Raw genomic sequence first — 19,210 nt, 5'->3', positions numbered from 1 at the left:
TTCTCACCTAGTAGTAGCTATTTCTTCCTCCCCCTCATAACTCCTTCCTTTAGTTTCCCCTATTACTAAAGTAGCTATTAACGCTATTATTCCCGTTCCTATCATGTAATATACTGGCATATTAATATCATGTGTAACTCCTATTAAATAAGTTAATAATAAGGGAGAGCTTCCTCCTAAAAGCCCTACACCTATCTGATAAGCCATTGAAATTGCGGTATATCTAACTTGTGGAGGGAATAGTTCAACTAGTACAGCCGGTGTAATAGCTCCAGCTAAATAGTATACAAACAAACCTGAAACTGTTATTGCCGTAATCACTAATTCTGGATTCCCACTCCTTAACATAGAGAAGTAGAAATAGGCGAATATTATCCCAAATACCGCATCGATTAACATTTGATATTTTCTTCCTATTTTATCAGATAGTAGACCAAATAGAGGAGATGCAAAAATTCCTATTATTGATACTATTAAAATTGCAAAGTCTACAACAGTTAAGGACACTGCCGGGTAATGGAATTCCTTAGCTAGAGACGTAGCATAAGATATTGAAAGGGTATAGTTTACGTAATACCATACACCATTAAATATCCCAACTAGGAACAATGCAGCTATTATATACTTCCAATAACCTTTTGCTGCCTTAAATAATGGATTTCTCTCTATTTTACCCTTATCTTGTAATTTTTTAAACACTGGTGAGTCCTCTATTCTAAGCCTAATGATTACAGCTAAAATAGCTATTACGAAACCTATTGCAAAAAGTATCCTCCAGCCTATTGTATCAAAACCATTAGCACCTAATATACTTGTTAGCAGAATCGATAGAGCTGAAATGAGTAATGTTGCTATTGACACTGTTGCTTGTAATATGCCAGAATAGTATCCTCTCCTATTAAGGCTTACGTATTCTGAAGTTAGAGAAAACGATCCACCCCATTCGCCTCCTAACCCTATCCCATCTATCAATCTCATCACAGCAAGAAGTATTGGAGCAATAATTCCAATCTGATAATAGGTTGGAAGTATAGCTACAATAAGTGAACTTAAGCCAGCAAATAATAGGGTAAATATTAGTGAATAAATTCTACCGTACTTATCCCCTAGATAGCCGAAGATTATGCCTCCTAGTGGTCTACCTAAAAATCCTATAAAGAAGACTAAGTATGTTAGCAGTAATGATAATAATGGAACTGATGAAGGAAAGAACTCCCTAGCAATTATAGTTGATAACAGTCCATATAAAAAGAAGTCATACCACTCGAATCCTATTCCTAACGTTGTACTTATTATTGCCTTTGTTTTCATTGAGACCATGATATCCACACAAGATACTACGGGATATAAAGATTAAAAATCTTACATCAGTTACTATTAAAAAATATTTATGATTAACAAGATTTAATTTAAAAAATTTTAATCATATGATAGCTATAGGATTCACCGGGGATGCAGTTGCACCTCTAAGCCTTAGCGGAATAACTATTAATAAGAAATCCTTTCTCTTCTCCTCTTGTAAACTATCAACTAAATCATCTAAATACATGTTATCTATAAGCAAAATTCCGTTCTGAGCTATGAGGAATCTATGAACGGGGAAGAAATCCTTAGTACCTCTCGTTATATATTCGCTCCTAGGAGAATCATTCCCAACTAGTCTAAAGCCCATTTCCGCTAACCATTTAGCACCTTCTAGGCCTATACCCGGTTCTTCATCAGTGTAATCTTTCCAACCCGTATATATTATCGCTGCGTCCCCCTTTTCAACCTTTATATTTCCTAGAGCGTTCTTTAGGTCATTTACCGTCACTTCTTCCACTCTATCCTTAGGAGTATAAAATAGTATTCCCCTAGTTATGATGGGAGGTATAGATGTTATATCCAAAGTATTGAAACCTTCTATATCTTCTTCAACCTCCTCAATTTTTATCTTTCCAAATAGCTCTCCCCTTTCTGAAACGTGATTTAAACCATCTAAATGAGTACCAGAATGGTCACATAGGCTTAACCTCATAGTGGCAAACCCCGTTCCCTCTGGTATATCCTTATCCTTATACTTCCTTTTTGCATCTCTATAAGTAGTCAATCTTGACATGTGAACTGGACCATGAGTTTTAATGAACCAGCCATTATATAAAACCTTAGATAGCTGAATTACAAACCCCTTCTGGATTAGATTTTTCAATTCATCCATTCTCTTTATCTTAAAAAATGTACCGTTACTGCCTTTCTCTATATTCAGATTATAAAGAAGTTGTTCCAAAGCGTTTTCCATAGAAAGATATTAGCTAAAGAAAATAATAAAACTTCAATGGAAAAATAATAAAATAGTTGAGGACTTTTAACTCTGCAAGTTAACCCTTCTTTTCAATTCAACTCTCTTAATTTTACCGGACTCTGTCTTCAGTAACAAATTCAACTTCCCTAGGATATGCATACATAACTACTTTTAACTAATTCGACAATCTCTTGCTTAATTTTCTCACTGGGCTCGTAACCAGTCTTTAACACTATAAACGCTTTTATGATCTCAACCTCTCACAGGGTCTTCTTTTCCAATAACAGCTGATTCGAGAACAGCCAGATGTTGGTTAATTATAAACTCTATTTCCTCCGGTCCGACTCTATATTCGCTACATGTATATACTCATCTATATTAAAATTAAGCAGAGTAGGTCTAGAAAACTCCATAGATTGAAAGTTTGCTCTATCTACTCCTACTTAAGGTCTTTATCAAGAAATCGCTTCAGCTCTTAAACCATATTCATCCCTCCAACCCATATCACCAGTTAGCAAAAATCCTCCTCAAATTTTATTAGCTGTAGCCTCTGGATTCTTATAATGCTATAGTATCTGGCAATTTTACTGCTATCAAGGTAATAAGTTCAATCTGAATATTTGGTCTTATCGTAAACTCATCGAGGCTATAGTTGACAAGCTCTATGAATACGGCATAAAGGTGTTTCTAGTTGTTGAATACAATACTTCACGTTTCTGTGCTTTCCATGACGTTGAAGTGAGTGGGAAGCCTAGGGGAGTTATCAATTGCCCTTTAGGTCATACGCAGTGACGTTAACGGTATATAATGAAGAAGGCAATAAAGAAAGTTGTAGGCACGTTGAAAAAACCTATTTCCTTCCTCGTAACGTCAAATGGAGTAGCAAAGGGGAGTAATGCTTTAGACCTCAGCAGAACCCTTGTCCTTTAGGGCTGGGAGGAGGTCAGCATCTCTATATATAATAGTAGTGCTTTCTCTATGCTTAGAAATAGCCTCTCCCGTATTGAAATACTCTGGAATTTCCTAATTAAATTTCGAATATAATATATAGTAGTCATCAGTGCCATACTTTCTTAGATCTATTTTTAGATTACTCATAATTTAAGTAACGAATAATATGATTATATATTCTTCACATTTAAAAATCCTTAAAATATGTCAAACTGATCATCGAGGAAAGCCTTTAGGATTGATTTCTCCGCTCTTCTTATGTGATATATGAGGGTGTTAGGTTTAATACCTAAGGCTTCAGATAGCTCGTAAATGCTTATTTTTCTGGGAGTATCAAAATATCCTAACTTATACGCATCTCTTAATATCTGTATATTTCTCTGACTTAATCCTAATTCCTCAAACCTCATGGAGTATAGCTTTCTGATCTCTCCTCTCTTATCTAACTCCTCTTTAAGGGTACCCAAATTACCTTCTTGTATTATAAATTTCCATCTCTCTAATCCATCATTTATCTTGTGTTCGATTACGATTGCGTCATGTTTTTTCAAAAGTTTAGAGACGGCATTATCTTTACCATAAAGGAATTCTAATAAATAACCTAAGTCACTTATCTTCTCTATCTTGCTAATTTTTAATTTACTAAATTTTCTCATACTACTTATGAAGCTTTTAGAATCCTTTCCTATAATTAGTATCGTAGAAGAGAACCATCTGTCATTAAGAAAGTTCTGATCTATCAACTTTATTTTGACATCATATTTTTGGGTAATTTCCGTCCAGCAATTATCATGTGAGATCTCTGTTGAAATTAAAACATTTCTTTTCATGCATTAACTTATATATGAATATAAATAAAAAATTTCTCATATAGGAATGATGGTTTAACTTCTTCCCCCTAGGGAGGTTTCCTTCATCGATTCGTGCTTACATCTCCCATGCGTCGAGAGGCTCAGAGAACCATAAAGGTTCATTATTGCAATAACTTCCCTAACGTTCTCATAGCCACAATTAACACAATGAAAGTATCTATAACCAACCCCTTTCATATCCTTACTACACTTTGGGCAACGAGTAGAGGAAAACTAGGGATAACATAAGCAACTCTAAGACCATACTTTTTAGCCTCCATTTAATCCAATATTGAACACGTCGGCATTGTACGAGATAAAGCCTATCTATTGGTAAACTCTTCACACTCTTGTTATTCAAATCCTCTAAAAAGATATGAGTGATCAGCCCGTTCACGTAATTTTAAATTGGCAGAGATAAGGATGTACGATAAGGCATCAGTTTACGTCTCTTGGTCTAATACAAAGGTTTGACAAGAGATTAGTAGATCTAAAAAGTTTAAAACTATTAAGCATGGACTTTACATGGAACTCAGCAAGATGACTGAAAACATTCTTCCACAATTTACTCGAAATTCATAAGCATAAGTGAGAATAAAATTTTAAGGAGGTAAAGAAATTGTTATCCATACTCCGAATGAGCAAAAATTAATTATAAAAGGTAAATAATGATGTGATGGTCAAGACTTAAATATTTGGCTTCAAAAAATAAACTATAGGAAGATCATGTTAAGCCAACAATATAAAGGTTATTTCATGGGTTCTCTTGACTTCATAAAGAGAGTTGAAGAGTTAATGGAAAAAGGAGAGGAATTTGCAGTAGTAGAAGTGGTAAATGCTGAAGGTCCAAGTTCATTAAAAGCTGGGAATAAACTTATCGTTAAATCTGATGGTTCATATGAGGGTTGGATTGGTGGTTTTTGCATTAAAGAAGAGATAATAAAGAATTCATTAGAAGTAATTAATATGAGGGTTCCAAAATTTTTACATTTAAAGACTTGTCATGGTGGTACAGTTTATTTATATATCGAGCCTATGGTAGGTAAAAGAGAGATAATAATAGCCGGGGATAATCCTATAACTCACTATCTAGAGAAGTTAGGGGCTGATATGGGATTTAGTCTAATTAAAGTTAGTGATCCAGGTGAAATTAATCAAGTTAAGGTTAGTAAAAACTCGTTTGCGTTAATTGCCACTATGGGCGAGAGAGATCATGAATTCGCTGAAGCATTACTCAACTCTAACGTGAAGTATATAGGAGTCGTAGCTAGTAGAAAGAGAGGAGAAGAGATTTTATCTTACCTAAGGAGTAAGGGATATGGAGAGGATTTGATATCAAGGATTAAGATTCCCGCTGGTATAGATATAAACGCCGTATTTCCCGATGAGATAGCTGTAAGCATCCTAGCTGAGATTATAAAGGTCGGAAAAGAGGCTAAGGCGAAAAATGAGTATGAAATATTTGAAGATCCAGTTTGTGGTATGTCTGTATCTAAGTCGTCTCCTTACTTTTCAACTTTTAACGGTAAGGTTTACTATTTCTGTAGTAAGCATTGTAAAGACAGTTTCGAGTCTAATCCTAAAAATTATATTAAATAATAAAAAATGCAAAGTTTTCCTTGATAGCAAAGCTTTTTTAACTTGCAAAAATAAGATAATTTGATGTATCCTGCAGAATTTGACTATTTCTCGCCTAACGACCTTAAGGAGGCACTAGAACTATTATCTAAATACGGAGATGACGCAAAGATACTGGCAGGAGGTCAAAGTTTAATAATAGCGATGAAGTTAAGAATCATTTCTCCTAAGTACGTCATAGATATAAATAACATACCAAATCTATCTTATGTTAGCGAGTCAGAAGGTTATTTGAGGATCGGAGCATTAACTAGATATTCAGACTTAGAGTATTCCGACTTAATAAGAAATAAATACCCATTACTTCATGAAGCTGTCAAGCATATTGCCGATCCTACGGTAAGAAACTGGGGAACTGTAGGAGGTAATGTATGTTATAATCATCCTGGAAATAACTTACCTTCTGTGATGCTAGCTTACAATGCTGAACTCGTGGCTACAAGTTTGTCTGGAAGTAGAGTTATTAAGGCTAAAGACTTCTTTTTAGGACCATTTCAAACCGCATTGAGAACAGATGAGATCTTGACCGAAATAAGGATTCCAATTCAACAACCAAGGAATGGTGGAAGTTATATAAAATTAGAGAGAAGAGTAGGCGACTTCGCAATAGTTGCATCAGCTGTAAATATATCCGTAGATTATGATGGAACTGTGAAAGAGGTAGGAATCGGGATTGGTGGAGCGAGTAATAATGCAGTTAAGGCTTATAAAGCTGAAGAGATGTTAAGAGGAAGTAGGATAAACGATAACTTGATTAAAGAAGTAGGCAAAGTAGTGAGTGATACAATTCAACCAGTTGAAGAACCGTTTGGTCCTCCAGCTGAATACAGAAAGGCTATGGCTGGAGTGCTAACAGTTAGGGCGATAAAACAATCATTAAGAAAGGCTTTAGGAGGTGTGTGAAATTGGTTAAAGCTGTCCACGTTAAAATAACGATAAATGGCAAACCTTATGAGGCTGATATAGAGCCTAGATTACTATTAGTCCACTTCATAAGGGATATAGCTGGTTTAACTGGGACTCACATAGGATGTGATACTACAAATTGTGGAGCATGTACAGTTATCTTGAATGGTAAGGCTGTTAAATCTTGCACGATATTTGCAGTTCAAGCAAATGGCAAAGAAGTATTAACCATAGAGGGTTTGGCTAAAGACGGAAAGCTTCATCCCATACAAGAAGGATTTTGGGTTAAGCATGGTTTACAATGCGGTTACTGTACGCCGGGAATGATAATGGCAGCTTATCAATTACTCATGAGGAATCCTAATCCAACAGAAGAGGAAATTAGATGGGGAATATCGGGAAATCTTTGCAGATGTACTGGATATCAGAATATAGTTGAGGCAATTAAGTATGCAGCAGAAAAGATGAGAGGTGGGGCTTAGATGGCAGAGGAAACTTTACCTCCTGTTGGAGTTCATGGAATGGGTCATAAAATAAGGCGTAAGGAAGACATGAGATTCTTAATGGGTAAGGGAACTTATGTAGATGATATAAAATTACCGGGAATGGTTTACTTAGCTTTTGTTAGAAGTCCTTATGCTCACGCGAAAATAAAAAGAATAGATATAGAAAAGGCTAAGTCGATGCCAGGAGTTATCGACATAATAACTGGAGAAGAACTAGAAAAAGCGGGATTATCGTGGATACCAACCCTTATGGGAGATAAAATGATGGTATTACCTACTGATAAGGTAGTGTTTCAAGGACAGGAAGTTGTAGCGGTTATAGCAGAAGATAAGTATAAGGCTTTAGATGCAGCTAATCAAATTGAAATCGAATATGAACCTTTAGAACCAGTTATTGATCCTAAGAAAGCTTTAGAAACAAATTCGCCCATTGTAAGACCCGATAAGAAGTCCAATTTAGTCTTTAAATGGGAAGCTGGAGACAAAGAACTTACAGATAAATTGTTTAAAGAGGCTGATGTTGTAGTAAGTCAAGATTTCTACTATCAAAGATTACACGTAGCTTATATGGAGCCAGTTGGATCAGTGGCACATTATGATCCAGTTTCTGGTAAGTTGACATTATGGATGACAACTCAAGCTCCTCACGTCGTTAGAACAGTGTTCTCACTAGTTACTAAAATACCAGAAAATAAGATAAGGATAATCTCACCAGACATAGGAGGCGGGTTTGGAGGGAAAGTTTACGTATACCCCGGTTACGTAGTTTCAGCTTATGCATCAATAAAACTAGGAAGACCAGTTAAGTGGATAAATACTAGATCTGAGGATATGAGAAGCACAGCTTTTGCGAGAGACTTTCACATACATGGAGAATTAGCAGCTAAAAAGGATGGGACAATACTAGCGTTGAGGATTAAGGTGATAAGTGATCACGGAGCCTTTTATGGTGACGCAAATCCATCTAAGTTCCCTGCAGGTCTATTCAGTATTTGCACTGGAGCTTATGACATGAAGTCTGCCTACGTCGAGGTAACTGGAGCTTACACTAATAAGCCTGCTGGAGGTATCGCATATAGATGTTCATTTAGGGTAACTGAAGCATCATATACTATTGAGAGGCTAGTTGATATACTAGCTCATGAATTGAGAATGGATCCTGCTGAGTTAAGGTTAAAGAACTTCATCCCACCAGAGAAATTCCCATATAAGTCTGCATTAGGTTGGACGTATGATAGCGGCAATTACGCTGCTGCATTGAAGAAAGCTATGGAAAAAATAGGTTATTATGAGCTGAGGAAGGAACAAGAGGAGAAGAGGAAGAAAGGGGAATTAATGGGGATTGGGATAAGCACTTTTGTCGAAATAGTAGGAGCAGGACCAGCTGACTTGTTTGATATTGTGGGAATAAAGATGTTTGAGAGCGCTGAAATAAGGATTCATCCCACTGGTAAGGTAATAGCCAGATTTGGAACTAGAGCACAAGGTCAAGGACATGAAACAACTTATGCCCAAATAGTATCTGAAATTTTAGGAATTCCAGTTGAGGATATAATTGTCGAAGAGGGAGATACGGATACTTGCCCATATGGCTTAGGTACTTATGCAAGTCGTAGTACTCCAACTGCTGGGGCAGCAGCTGCAGTATCAGCTAGGAAAATATTAGACAAGGCTAAGAAGATAGCTGCACACCTATTAGAAGCGAGAGAAGAGGACATTGTATTTGAGAAAGGTAAGTTTTATGTAAAGGGCTATCCAGAAAAATCTAAGACTATTCAAGAAGTTGCGTTAGCTGCATATACTAATCCTCCACCTAATCTAGAAGCTGGACTAGAGGCTGTTACATATTATAATCCCCCAAATATGACTTTCCCATTCGGAGCTTATATCTGCGTTGTTGATATTGACAAAGGAACCGGGCAAGTCAAGGTTAGGAGGTTTGTAGCAGTTGATGACTGTGGAAACATTATAAATCCAGTAATTGTTGATGGTCAAATTATGGGAGCTTTGACTATGGGATTTGGTACAGCATTCATGGAGGAAATACGTTACGACGAGAATGGAAATATTTATGGGGGAAGTTTCGCTGAATACTTAATACCCACAGCTGTGGAAACACCGAAGTGGGAACTAGATAAAACCATAACACCATCTCCTCATCATCCATTAGGAGCTAAGGGGGTAGGAGAATCTGCTACAGTCGGGTCTCCAGCAGCATTTGTAAACGCGGTAGTTGATGCCTTATCTCATTTAGATGTTAAGCACATTGATATGCCTATATGGCCTTGGAAAGTATGGAAAATACTTAAGGATAAGGGGATAGCCTCAGATGAATAAATTTTAACCCTTTTTTTAAGTGAAATAAAATGATCAATAGTGTTGATGAACTAATTAAACTATTATCGGACCATAATTACGTAATAGAGAGGGAAGCAGCTGTAGCTGTATTTCTAGCATTAAAATTAGAAAAACCTTTATTGATTGAAGGACCACCAGGATGTGGAAAGACTGAACTAGCCAAAGTTATAGCAAAGGCATTAAATTTACAGTTAGTTAGACTTCAATGTTATGAGGGATTAGACTATTCTCAAGCAGTCTATGAGTGGGATTATCCTAGACAATTGCTGGAAATAAAGATGCTACAGCAATTAAATAACGAGAATGAGATAAGGAAGAGAATATACAGTGAAGAGTTCTTGCTCGAAAGACCACTATTAAGGGCATTAAGGTCAGATAAAAGGGTAGTATTACTCATAGATGAAATAGATAGAGCTGAGCCGGAATTTGAAGGATTTTTATTGGAGTTTTTAGGGGAATTCCAAGTTACAATTCCTGAATTAGGTACAATAAAGGCTAACAGCGTACCTTACGTATTTATAACGTCCAACAAAACTAGAGATCTATCAGATGCCATAAGAAGAAGGTGTATATACTTAAATCTATCATATCCTAAAGAAGAAAGAGAACTAGAGATAATAAAGAGAAAAGTTCCTAATGTAAGAGAGGATGTAGTTAAGTCAGCTATAAGAATAGTGAATGAACTTAGGAATGATGATGAAATAATTCATAAACCTGGAGTGTCCGAAACTATTGACTTTGTTAATGCAATACTAACTCTTAATGTAAAAAATATAGACTATGATACCATAAAACAACTCATAACTACTCTACTTAAGGATGAGGAAGATATAAGACATTTCGTGAGTAAAAATGAGAGAGGAAGAATTGATAGTCAAGATAGCTAACGTATTAAGGGAAATGGGAAGGAATGTAGGTATTGATGAAACTCTTGACGCAATTAATGCAATAAGAGTTATAAAGGATAGGGATCCCTTTACTCTAAAGGCAATACTTAAAGCTACTCTCTTAAAGAATTTTCAACTCATCAATAATGAGGAAAAGCGTAGTCAAAGCCAAAAAGTATTCGGAAACGTTGTGACCCAACAGTACCTCAGTGAAAGCAAAACGCTGTTCATCTACAGCCCTTCAGAGGCTAAAGCAAAGTTAGAGAATTTTAAAGTAGATATCAACGATATAACGAAGTGGAGGAATATTGCAAATAATATTAGAGAGATTACGTTAAGTTATCAAGGGCATAGATTTAAGGTAAAGGAAATTGGGACATTAGATATTAAAAGGACACTAAGAAGAGAAGCGAAGTACGAAGGTGATTATCCAATTATAATAAAATCTAAAAGAAAAATTTTAAAATCTAATATAATTTTGTTATGCGATGTCTCTGGTTCAATGATAGATTTCTTTAAGGAAAGTTTACTACTATCTTTCTTCTTAAAGAGGATGGAGAAAAAAACTGAAATATTCTATTTTAGTACAGACGTAAAAAGAGTAACTAACTTCTTTCAAGTAACCAGCTTGAATCTAATAAATCTAAGAAGTATTTCGTCGACAATTTCTTATGGGAGTGGTACGAGAATAGGAGAAGCCTTGCAAGAGTTAAAGAGGCGTTACGGTTATTATTTAAATAGAAGAAGCAGTGTAGTTATTTTCAGTGATGCATGGGATTTAGGTAATCTAGAACTATTAAAAAGAGAATTAAAGGATATCAAAAAAAGGTGCTTTTTATCTATGTGGATTAATCCTTTAATGGATAGCCCATCATATTCTCCAGCTACTGAGACAGTTAAAATTGTAAATGAAAACGTAGACTTAATGATCTCCCCTAGTAGTCTAATAGATCATAATTTTTCCATTTGAGTCTTGCTTCCTTCCTACTGGAGGGACCTCCCTTATTTTGTAACCTCCATTATTTTGTAAAGTCAGAATAAATATTATAATCTCTTAGCCGATCTCATCCAGCCAAAAGAGTTTGCCCTTCAAGACAATCAATTTAATGCATTCGCGTCATTAATTTTATTACTTAAAAAACTTATTAATCTGGTGTTTATATGATACTATATGGGAGGGGTCCTTCTAAGAGATAAAATTAATGGACCAGATAACCTAAGGAAATTATTGGAATCTAAAGATATATTGGTTTGCCCAGGGGCATATGATGCATTAAGTGCTAGACTAATAGAAGCGATGGGATTTGAGTGTGTCTACATGACAGGATTTGGAACAGCAGCTAGCATGTTAGGCTACCCTGACGTCGGATTAATCACTATGAGTGAGATGGTAGATAACGTTAAAAGGATTGCCAGAGTAATTAGCGTTCCGCTAATAGCTGATGCTGACACCGGTTACGGTAATCCAATAAACATCATTAGAACTATTCGAGAGTATGAGGATGCCGGGGCGTCTGGTTTACATATCGAGGATCAAACTTTTCCAAAGAAATGTGGACATTTAACTGGTAAAGAACTAATACCCCTTGAAGAAATGGTAGAAAAGATTAGAGCAGGTAGAGATGCTAAAAGGAATCCTAACTTCCTCCTAATAGCGAGAACTGATGCTATTGCCGTGGAGGGAATTGACTCAGCTCTAGAGAGGGCTAAGGAATATTATAAGGCAGGAGCAGATATGTTGTTCGTTGAAGCCCCAGAAAATGTTGAACAGATAGAGAGGATTGCAAAGGAACTTAGGGGTATTCCTTTATTATACAATTGGGCAGGAAAAGGTACAAGGTCTCCTTTAATAGATCTAAAGACTCTAAGGGAATTAGGTTATAAACTCGTTATAGTACCAGTAGTAACGCTATTCACAGCATTTAAGGCAATGAAGGAAGTTCTTGAGAGAATGAAAGTAGACGGTCTACCATTAAACGTACTAGATAAAATGGTAAATTTCAACGAATTTGTAGAATTTATAGGCGTTCCAGAAGTACAAAAATTAGAGCAGAAATATGTTACTAGGGTGAGAAAGTGAAGACAACTTTCACTAAAGAGAGCATTTCCGATGATATGGCTATGGTTATGATAAAAGCTGCTACAGAAAAAGCTAAGGAAATAGGAAAGTCATTCGTTATAGCAATAGTTGATGAGAGCGGTGTTCTTAAGTCCTTTTTGAGAATGGATGGTGCACCTCTTTTAAGCGTTCAAGTTGCTATTGATAAAGCTTATACTGCAGTTGGTTTTGGAATGCCTACCCACCAATGGTATGACTTCATAAAGAATGATCCACCTTTAGCATTAGGTGCTCCATCTGGTATTAATAGACTAATAATATTTGGAGGAGGATATCCAATAGTGTTAAACGGTAAAATTGTAGGAGGAATTGGTGTCAGCGGGGGGCATTACACTGAAGACATGAAGGTAGCTGAAGCTGCTTTAGAAGCATTGAAGAAAGAGGTTGAGAGAAGTGGGTAAGACTATAGCGGAGAAAATATTACAAGCCCATTTAGTTGAAAAGCGTAATGAAATAAAGCCTGGCGAAATAATTCTGGCTAAGCCAGATGTGATATTACTCAATGACGTTTCTGGTCCATTGGCTATAAAGCAAGTTAAGAGTATTGGGGCGAAAAGGGTTAAGGATGTAAACAGTTTGGTTCTAGTTTTAGATCACTTTGAACCTCCTCCTTCTCTGGAGGCAGCTCAAAACAATAAAGTAATGAGGGATTTCGCTAAAGAGCAAGGAGCTAACAAGTTCTTCGAGATAGGATCTGGAATAGAACATACGTTATTACCAGAAATGGGATTGGTTAAGCCAGGTTATTTAATCATTGGAGGGGATTCCCACACTACAACATATGGAGCATTTAATGCTTATGGTTCAGGGTTTGGTGCAACTGATATAGCAGTAGCCATGGCATTAGGTTACTTATGGTTTAGGGTACCTGAAAGCCAATTATTCATATTTAAAGGAAGAAGACCACCATTTATCACTGGAAAGGACTTAATATTACATGCTATAAGTGATATAGGAGTAGATGGAGCAAACTTTCAATCTATGGAGTTTTCTGGACCTGCTCTACTTAATTTTAATATAGATGAGTATATGCATGTAGCAAACATGGCTATAGAGGCTGGAGCTGAAGCAGGAATATTTGAGCCTAATGAGGTTGTAATAAATTGGAGTAAGACTTATTTAGGTGAAGTAAGCAGTCTAGTGAAAGCGGATAACGATGCTAAGTATGTAGCGGTTCATGAGTATGATATCACTAGTTTAGAACCTTTGATAGCTAAGCCTCATTCCCCGGGTAATGTTGTGAATGTCAAAGACGTCGAGGGAATACCAGTTAATCAAATATATATAGGAAATTGTGCAAACGGAACAATAACGGATTTGAGACAAGCTGCGGCTATTCTTAGAGGCAAGAAGATCGCTAAGGACGTTAGGTTAATTATAATGGCAGCTACTCGTAACGTGTATAAACAAGCCATAAAAGAGGGTCTTATCGATACATTTATTGACGCAGGTGCCCAAGTATCTCATTCTACTTGTGGAGCGTGTTTCGGAGGTCATATGGGCTTATTAGCAGATGGCGAAGTAGCAATTACTACCACAAATAGAAATTTCAGAGGTAGAATGGGCTCAGCTAAGGCAGAAGTATATTTAGCAAATGCTATGGTAGCTGCAGCTTCTGCAATAACGGGATACATCACGGATCCTAGAAAAGTTGCAGACTGGGATGAAGTTAAAAAGTTTGTATATGGGTGAAAGAAATGATATTTAAGGGTAAGGCTCACGTAGTAGGAAATGATGTTGATACTGACGTAATAATTCCGGGTAGGTTTTTGACTATCACAGATCCTAAGGAAGTCGCAAAACACATTTTTGAGGGAGTAGATCCTGATTTCGTAAAACGTGTTAAACCGGGGGATATAATGGTTGCTGGTAAAAATTTCGGCAGTGGCTCATCGAGAGAACAAGCAGCAATAGGTCTTAAAGCTTTAGGGATAAGTGCGGTAATAGCTAAGAGTTTTGCGAGAATATTCTTTAGAAACGCGATAAATGTAGGACTTCCAATATTCATCTCCCCAGAAGCTGTAGAACATTTAAATAGTTTGATGAAGGGAAGGGAAGTAATAGGATCTTTTGTTAAGTCAACTGACATTGAAGTGGAAATTAACGTAGATACTGGCGAAATTAAAATTATGGATAAGACTTTTAATAGTACTCCTATGCCTCCTTTTATTTTAGACGTCATGAGAAGTGGAGGTATTTTAGAGTGGGCAAAGAGTAAGCTAAATGAATAATTTTTTTACGAAAAGCATTTTTATACGAGGGAAAAATTAGCTAACTTTTCTTCTATCTACTTCGTATTTAGAGATTTTTTCCCAATCAAATTCTATTCCATGACCAGGCTTATTAGGAGGAATAGCGTATCCCTCTTCGAACTTCAGTGTAGAAGCTAATACACCACTATCATTTAGATTACTTCCGGGTAGATGCTCTAGAAATAATGAATTCTTTATTGCTGAAAGTACTTGAACTGAGATTTCTTCACCGAAGTGCGGAGCCATAGGTAATCCTAAGGCTTCTGCAATCCTAGCATATTTCATCCACTCAGTTATACCTCCAGACCTATGAACGTCTAGTTGAACTATATCAACGCATTTGTCTAATATTAATCTAGCTTGCTCATATCCATTATATAAGCTTTCACCAGCAGCTATTGGTATATCTAACTTTTCCCTCAATTGCTTATACTGATCTAGAAGATCAGCTTCGATAGGTTCTTCTAACCAATAAACTCCCAATTCTTCCAGTACCTTCCCTCTTCTCACAGTTTCTTGATAGGACCATCCTCTATTAACATCTACCATTAGAGGCATATCCCCTATAACTTCCTTTACCGCCTTTATTCTCTCTACATCTTCCTCAAACTTTGGCTTACCCACCTTTATCTTGAACGCTTTAAATCCTTGAGCCTTAAACCTTTTTATATCATCAACTAATTCCTCTAAGGAGAAGTTCAAATCTATTGCACTTCTATAAGCTTTCACTTTAGGAGACTTTGGTCCTCCCAGTAATTCATACAATGGCATATCATGAGCTTTAGCTAGTGCATCCCATAATGCGATGTCTATTGCTGAATAAGCTATTCTACTGATACCCTCTAAGCCATAAGAGTAAGAAAGAGACCAGACTTTTTTATTTAATGTCTCGGGATCAATTGAGGGAGAGCTTAAAATCTCCTTAGCCCAATAATCCGCTATTAGATGAAATACCGCACTACCTCCTCTCCCTTGAGTATAAGTCCATCCTAGTCCTTCAATTTCATTAGAAAACCTTATTTTGACTACTGTCCATTCATATGCAGTAAATCTCGCTATAGCGTTTTCTTGAATATGTCTCGAGGGAACCTTATATAATAGTACTTCCATCTCTTTGGGCTGTAACATATATGATGATTGTTATCTGTTAATTATAAGTTTTATTACTATAAAAATGAATAACATGAAACATATTAATAAATAACCAGCCTTCTCCTTAATCAATAAGCTTTCCCTTATTCATCACTCCATTTTCATCTAAGTAATTTCTGATGATATTAAATAATCTAATTTCGTCCTTCTTTTCCTCGCCTATCCATTTCTTCTTTAAAAATCCTACTCCGTGATGATGTGAAATAGTCCCACCGTATTTTAATACAACTTTGGCTGTAGTCTCCCATATCTTCTCAAGTAATTCTGGGTCTTGTTTAAATATAACTACTACGTATAGGCTAGAGCCATTCATGTAAAGGTGACTTAACCTGGAAAGAACATTATATACCCCTGATAACGACATTATAGATTTTCTCAACTCACGATACATTTTAGGTAATTCGCTCCAACTAATAGCTAGGTCTAATGTGTCATTCCAATATCCTTGTGTGACGAGATAAAGTAGCTGTTCCTCATATTTTTTAGCGAAGACTTCCCTCCACTTTTTAACCAGCTCTGGCTCACCTTCCTTACCGTTGTAGGATCTCGCTATCTTCTTAACTATACTTTCCTCAGCGTTTACTAGCTCTTGGTCATATTCTCTTAACCTTATAAGAGAGATAGAATATGGTAAACCCAACATGTAACTACCACTTTCGTTATCATGAATTACTGCTCTATAGGGAGGATGAACGTGTATTGTGTACTCTCTAGCAAACCTTATTGCGTCCTCAAAAGTGTCGAAATAAAAGGCTAAATCTTTATAGTAATTAGCTAATGGCTTTACTCTCAACTTAGCCTTAGTTATTATACCCAATCTACCTTCAGAGCCTATAAATAGATGCATTAATTCTGGACCCATTGAATTCCTTATTGATTTATTTGGACCAACTTCGATTTTCTCTCCATTAGGAAGTATAACCTCTAACCATAACACTAACTCCTCTATATTACTACTACTATGAGACCCAGAACCCTTATGTGCTATCGCACCGCCTATAGTTGCTAAGTAAAAAGATTGGGGATGATAATCTAACGTATACCCCTTATTGTTTAGCCAACTCTCTAAGTCCTTTATCTTTATTCCCGCCTCTACTGTGACCGTTAAATCTTCCTCATTGAACTCAATTACTTTATTAAGATCGCTTAAATCCAATACAACACAATCTTTATTATGGTAAGCACCTCCAACCACACTAGACCCTCCACTAAAAGGAACTAAACATACTTTATATTTGTTTGCAAGTTTGACAATTTCTGAAATTTGATCATTATTGCTCACCTTTAATACTGCAATAGGCTTTCCTATATCTTTGCCTAGATATTCCTCCAAAGCTAGTAAAGGTGTCCAATCTCTTCTATATCCTTCTACGTCTTTAAGGATACTGATGCCTCTGGACTCAACCCCTTTTAAGAATGTATCAAGCAAGGTTATTCACATTTTTTAATTCATTAATTGATACTTTATAAATTTATTAATACATGAAGATTCTTGAACAACAATTTTGTTATTTTGTTATAAATTGAATTTTATTGATGTGAATGAAATTGTGATTTATATATAGAAAGACTTAAGTACGCACACGTTTGAAATTGGACTATGACCACAATTTGTACCTATATTACAATTATATGTGCATATATTTTTTAAGGGAGAGAAATTTCACGCTAGTCGTATCTTGTAATAGCGTTAGATAATATATTCTGTTAAGATCATTATGTTGCACTTATCGTAAGTTTTAAATGTAATGAAAATCATAAAATAATTCATGAGCCAAGAAAGAAAATTAGGAATTGTTGTTCAGTCTGGCGCAGCAAATAGGATATGTTGTGTAGCAGTTTATGCAGCATCAGCATTATCCTCTGGCTGGAAAGTGGTCTTGCATCTAGTTAATGAGGGATTAGTGGCGTTCAGAAAAGACACAGCTAAAAAAGTTTGGTCTAGCTTGAATCCAGAAGACTTTAGTATTTACCCTAAGATGTATGGTCCTAATGTTGAAATTTTTCTTAAAAACTTACAAGAAATGATAAAAACTGGTAAATTGCAAGACTGGTCGGATATGTTTGTTGAGCTTAAAAAGTTATATGGCGAGAAATTAAGAATATATGCTTGTCCATTAGCTGCAGCTACTTATGGTATAAAGAAAGAGGACTTATTGGATATCGTAGATGATATAAAAGGTGCAGAATCCTTCTTAGAGGAAGTTTACCCGGGAATAGTAATGGTATTTTAAACCTTCATAAGGCTAAAAAATTTTTTACAATGGAACTTTTTAAAGGAAATCAGTTAGGTTATTTTCTAGAAAATAATTTATTGCATAATTCTTGCAATTTTAAAATTCATGCAACTAACCATAATTCATGGACTCGCAAATTTCGGATGTGGTTAAAAGGGTTAGAGATGATATAAAAAAGTTGAAAGACGCTAAAGCTCATTTTAGGGTTAATACTACTTTAATTAATGGATTTCATGTGGAAGCATCTGTGAGGGGATTTAAATTAACTATAGATGAGCCTGAAAGTTTAGGAGGAAGTAATAAGGGACCTAATCCAGTAGAGTTACTTTTAATATCCTTAGGTTCTTGCCAATGCATAGTTTTTCAAGTCTACGCTTCTGAGTTAGGAATTAATATAAAGAGGTTAAGTGTAACAGTCGATGGAGAACTAGATCCTAAAGGGTTCCTAGGTATTTCACAAGTTCAAGCGGGATTTACGGATATAAAATACACAATTGATATTGAAACTGACGCTGATCCAGAGAGAGTGAAAAGATTAAAGGAATTAGTAGAGTTACATTGCCCAGTTCTTTCAACGTTAACTACACCCGCTAAGATTACGTCCTCACTAAGAGTCAATGGAGAGGTAGTATATTAATTTATAATGCGAAATAGACTTCCGAAATCCCTACCGTAAATTTAATATTAGTTCATCTCTCAGTTATATCTAACCTCATCTTAAATGGTGTGTCCTCTTTTTTATCAAGGTGATGTTTTAATCGTATAGTATCATCTTGAAGGTATAAAACGAATTATAGAATGTGTTAATATAGCTGGACTCCTCCCAGCCCTAAAGGGCGAGGCTTGTCTTTCATTTTGTAATACTGATTAATAAATAGGTTGGTTGAGATTTATTTTTTATAACCATACAACCTCACTATGATCATGAGTTAACAAAATCTCTGTAAAATTCAAAATATTTTTACTAAGGTTTAGAGCTAATGTTTTTCTTCACTATAATTGTATAATAATTAAAATAAAAATGTATTTTATAAATAGAATGCTTTCAAACTAAAACATATAAATCATAAAT

19 protein-coding genes and 1 pseudogene are annotated in these 19,210 nt (G+C 35.8%); 13 read left to right on the top strand and 7 right to left on the bottom strand.

Features of this window, described 5'->3' with window-relative positions; genetic code table 11:
- Positions 1-3: 3 nt before the first annotated feature.
- From DMP16_RS00215 to DMP16_RS11535, 3 genes and pseudogenes are all read right to left on the bottom strand, one after another.
- A complete protein-coding gene (locus DMP16_RS00215; RefSeq protein WP_069284344.1) occupies positions 4-1,320 on the bottom strand; it encodes an MFS transporter in 1,317 nt (438 codons plus the stop codon).
- 103 nt (positions 1,321-1,423) lie between these two features.
- Positions 1,424-2,278, bottom strand: a complete 855-nt coding sequence (locus DMP16_RS00210; RefSeq protein ID WP_069284343.1) for a cyclase family protein — start codon at positions 2,276-2,278, stop codon at positions 1,424-1,426.
- A gap of 66 nt (positions 2,279-2,344) precedes the next feature.
- Positions 2,345-2,638 (bottom strand): annotated as a pseudogene (locus DMP16_RS11535) (AMP-dependent synthetase); the annotation flags it as partial.
- Positions 2,639-2,854: 216 nt separating this feature from the next.
- Here DMP16_RS11535 and DMP16_RS00200 point away from each other — a divergent pair.
- A complete protein-coding gene (locus DMP16_RS00200; protein ID WP_306416235.1) occupies positions 2,855-3,073 on the top strand; it encodes a zinc ribbon domain-containing protein in 219 nt (72 codons plus the stop codon).
- 356 nt (positions 3,074-3,429) lie between these two features.
- On the opposite strand, the gene DMP16_RS00195 is transcribed toward DMP16_RS00200, so the two are convergent.
- Together DMP16_RS00195 and DMP16_RS11195 are read right to left on the bottom strand one after the other, a co-directional pair.
- A complete protein-coding gene (locus DMP16_RS00195) occupies positions 3,430-4,062 on the bottom strand; it encodes a helix-turn-helix domain-containing protein (protein WP_069284342.1) in 633 nt (210 codons plus the stop codon).
- A gap of 54 nt (positions 4,063-4,116) precedes the next feature.
- Positions 4,117-4,281: a hypothetical protein gene (locus tag DMP16_RS11195; RefSeq protein ID WP_221929520.1), complete on the bottom strand. Its 165-nt coding sequence runs from the start codon at positions 4,279-4,281 to the stop codon at positions 4,117-4,119.
- A 528-nt stretch (positions 4,282-4,809) separates the two neighbouring features.
- On the opposite strand from DMP16_RS11195, the gene DMP16_RS00185 reads away from it, so the two are divergent.
- The 10 genes from DMP16_RS00185 (at position 4,810) to DMP16_RS00140 (ending at position 14,728) form a co-directional block, all read left to right on the top strand.
- Complete coding sequence (locus DMP16_RS00185) at positions 4,810-5,682, top strand: XdhC family protein (protein WP_069284341.1); 873 nt, start codon at positions 4,810-4,812, stop codon at positions 5,680-5,682.
- Between the two features lie 63 nt (positions 5,683-5,745).
- Positions 5,746-6,624: a xanthine dehydrogenase family protein subunit M gene (locus DMP16_RS00180; RefSeq protein ID WP_069284340.1), complete on the top strand. Its 879-nt coding sequence runs from the start codon at positions 5,746-5,748 to the stop codon at positions 6,622-6,624.
- A 2-nt stretch (positions 6,625-6,626) separates the two neighbouring features.
- A complete protein-coding gene (locus DMP16_RS00175; RefSeq protein WP_069284809.1) occupies positions 6,627-7,109 on the top strand; it encodes a (2Fe-2S)-binding protein in 483 nt (160 codons plus the stop codon).
- Complete coding sequence (locus DMP16_RS00170) at positions 7,110-9,470, top strand: aerobic carbon-monoxide dehydrogenase large subunit (RefSeq protein ID WP_069284339.1); 2,361 nt, start codon at positions 7,110-7,112, stop codon at positions 9,468-9,470.
- A 29-nt stretch (positions 9,471-9,499) separates the two neighbouring features.
- The gene (locus DMP16_RS00165) at positions 9,500-10,378 is read left to right on the top strand and encodes a MoxR family ATPase (RefSeq protein ID WP_069284338.1); all 879 of its coding nucleotides are present in this window, start codon (positions 9,500-9,502) and stop codon (positions 10,376-10,378) included.
- A complete protein-coding gene (locus DMP16_RS00160) occupies positions 10,344-11,348 on the top strand; it encodes a VWA domain-containing protein (protein ID WP_069284337.1) in 1,005 nt (334 codons plus the stop codon). Before DMP16_RS00165 ends, DMP16_RS00160 begins: the two co-directional genes overlap by 35 nt.
- 201 nt (positions 11,349-11,549) lie before the next feature.
- Positions 11,550-12,458, top strand: coding sequence for an isocitrate lyase/PEP mutase family protein (locus tag DMP16_RS00155; protein ID WP_069284336.1), 909 nt, complete (start codon positions 11,550-11,552; stop codon positions 12,456-12,458).
- Positions 12,455-12,898, top strand: coding sequence for a heme-binding protein (locus DMP16_RS00150; protein ID WP_231961153.1), 444 nt, complete (start codon positions 12,455-12,457; stop codon positions 12,896-12,898). The genes DMP16_RS00155 and DMP16_RS00150 overlap by 4 nt, the downstream gene beginning before the upstream one ends.
- Positions 12,891-14,189, top strand: a complete 1,299-nt coding sequence (locus DMP16_RS00145) for a 3-isopropylmalate dehydratase large subunit (protein ID WP_069284805.1) — start codon at positions 12,891-12,893, stop codon at positions 14,187-14,189. Before DMP16_RS00150 ends, DMP16_RS00145 begins: the two co-directional genes overlap by 8 nt.
- Positions 14,190-14,194: 5 nt before the next feature.
- Complete coding sequence (locus DMP16_RS00140) at positions 14,195-14,728, top strand: 3-isopropylmalate dehydratase small subunit (RefSeq protein WP_069284803.1); 534 nt, start codon at positions 14,195-14,197, stop codon at positions 14,726-14,728.
- Between the two features lie 36 nt (positions 14,729-14,764).
- Here the strand turns inward: DMP16_RS00140 and DMP16_RS00135 are convergent, their stop codons facing one another.
- Both DMP16_RS00135 and DMP16_RS00130 read right to left on the bottom strand, forming a co-directional pair.
- Positions 14,765-15,877 carry a mandelate racemase/muconate lactonizing enzyme family protein gene (locus DMP16_RS00135; RefSeq protein ID WP_069284335.1) on the bottom strand — a complete coding sequence of 371 codons (1,113 nt, stop codon included), beginning with the start codon at positions 15,875-15,877 and terminating at the stop codon, positions 14,765-14,767.
- 88 nt (positions 15,878-15,965) lie between these two features.
- The gene (locus DMP16_RS00130) at positions 15,966-17,330 is read right to left on the bottom strand and encodes an FAD-binding oxidoreductase (protein ID WP_069284334.1); all 1,365 of its coding nucleotides are present in this window, start codon (positions 17,328-17,330) and stop codon (positions 15,966-15,968) included.
- Positions 17,331-17,670: 340 nt separating this feature from the next.
- On the opposite strand from DMP16_RS00130, the gene DMP16_RS00125 reads away from it, so the two are divergent.
- Positions 17,671-18,135 (top strand): DsrE/DsrF/DrsH-like family protein, encoded by a 465-nt coding sequence (locus DMP16_RS00125; RefSeq protein WP_143576791.1) that lies wholly within the window; start codon positions 17,671-17,673, stop codon positions 18,133-18,135.
- A 127-nt stretch (positions 18,136-18,262) separates the two neighbouring features.
- Positions 18,263-18,775, top strand: a complete 513-nt coding sequence (locus DMP16_RS00120) for an OsmC family protein (protein WP_069284332.1) — start codon at positions 18,263-18,265, stop codon at positions 18,773-18,775.
- Positions 18,776-19,210 lie beyond the last annotated feature (435 nt).

This window comes from Sulfolobus sp. B1 (genome assembly GCF_007050195.1).
Taxonomy (GTDB): domain Archaea; phylum Thermoproteota; class Thermoprotei_A; order Sulfolobales; family Sulfolobaceae; genus Saccharolobus.
Note: the sequence above shows the minus strand (reverse complement) of the source record. Positions and strands in the feature narration are given on the sequence as shown.

Coding starts and splice junctions, on each gene's coding strand:
- DMP16_RS00215 (WP_069284344.1), bottom strand. CDS start 1,320: ATGGTCTCAATGAAAACAAAGGCAATAATAAGTACAACGTTAGGAATA.
- DMP16_RS00210 (WP_069284343.1), bottom strand. CDS start 2,278: ATGGAAAACGCTTTGGAACAACTTCTTTATAATCTGAATATAGAGAAA.
- DMP16_RS00195 (WP_069284342.1), bottom strand. CDS start 4,062: ATGAAAAGAAATGTTTTAATTTCAACAGAGATCTCACATGATAATTGC.
- DMP16_RS11195 (WP_221929520.1), bottom strand. CDS start 4,281: ATGAAAGGGGTTGGTTATAGATACTTTCATTGTGTTAATTGTGGCTAT.
- DMP16_RS00185 (WP_069284341.1), top strand. CDS start 4,810: ATGTTAAGCCAACAATATAAAGGTTATTTCATGGGTTCTCTTGACTTC.
- DMP16_RS00180 (WP_069284340.1), top strand. CDS start 5,746: ATGTATCCTGCAGAATTTGACTATTTCTCGCCTAACGACCTTAAGGAG.
- DMP16_RS00170 (WP_069284339.1), top strand. CDS start 7,110: ATGGCAGAGGAAACTTTACCTCCTGTTGGAGTTCATGGAATGGGTCAT.
- DMP16_RS00165 (WP_069284338.1), top strand. CDS start 9,500: ATGATCAATAGTGTTGATGAACTAATTAAACTATTATCGGACCATAAT.
- DMP16_RS00160 (WP_069284337.1), top strand. CDS start 10,344: ATGAGAGAGGAAGAATTGATAGTCAAGATAGCTAACGTATTAAGGGAA.
- DMP16_RS00155 (WP_069284336.1), top strand. CDS start 11,550: ATGGGAGGGGTCCTTCTAAGAGATAAAATTAATGGACCAGATAACCTA.
- DMP16_RS00140 (WP_069284803.1), top strand. CDS start 14,195: ATGATATTTAAGGGTAAGGCTCACGTAGTAGGAAATGATGTTGATACT.
- DMP16_RS00135 (WP_069284335.1), bottom strand. CDS start 15,877: ATGTTACAGCCCAAAGAGATGGAAGTACTATTATATAAGGTTCCCTCG.
- DMP16_RS00125 (WP_143576791.1), top strand. CDS start 17,671: ATGAGCCAAGAAAGAAAATTAGGAATTGTTGTTCAGTCTGGCGCAGCA.
- DMP16_RS00120 (WP_069284332.1), top strand. CDS start 18,263: ATGGACTCGCAAATTTCGGATGTGGTTAAAAGGGTTAGAGATGATATA.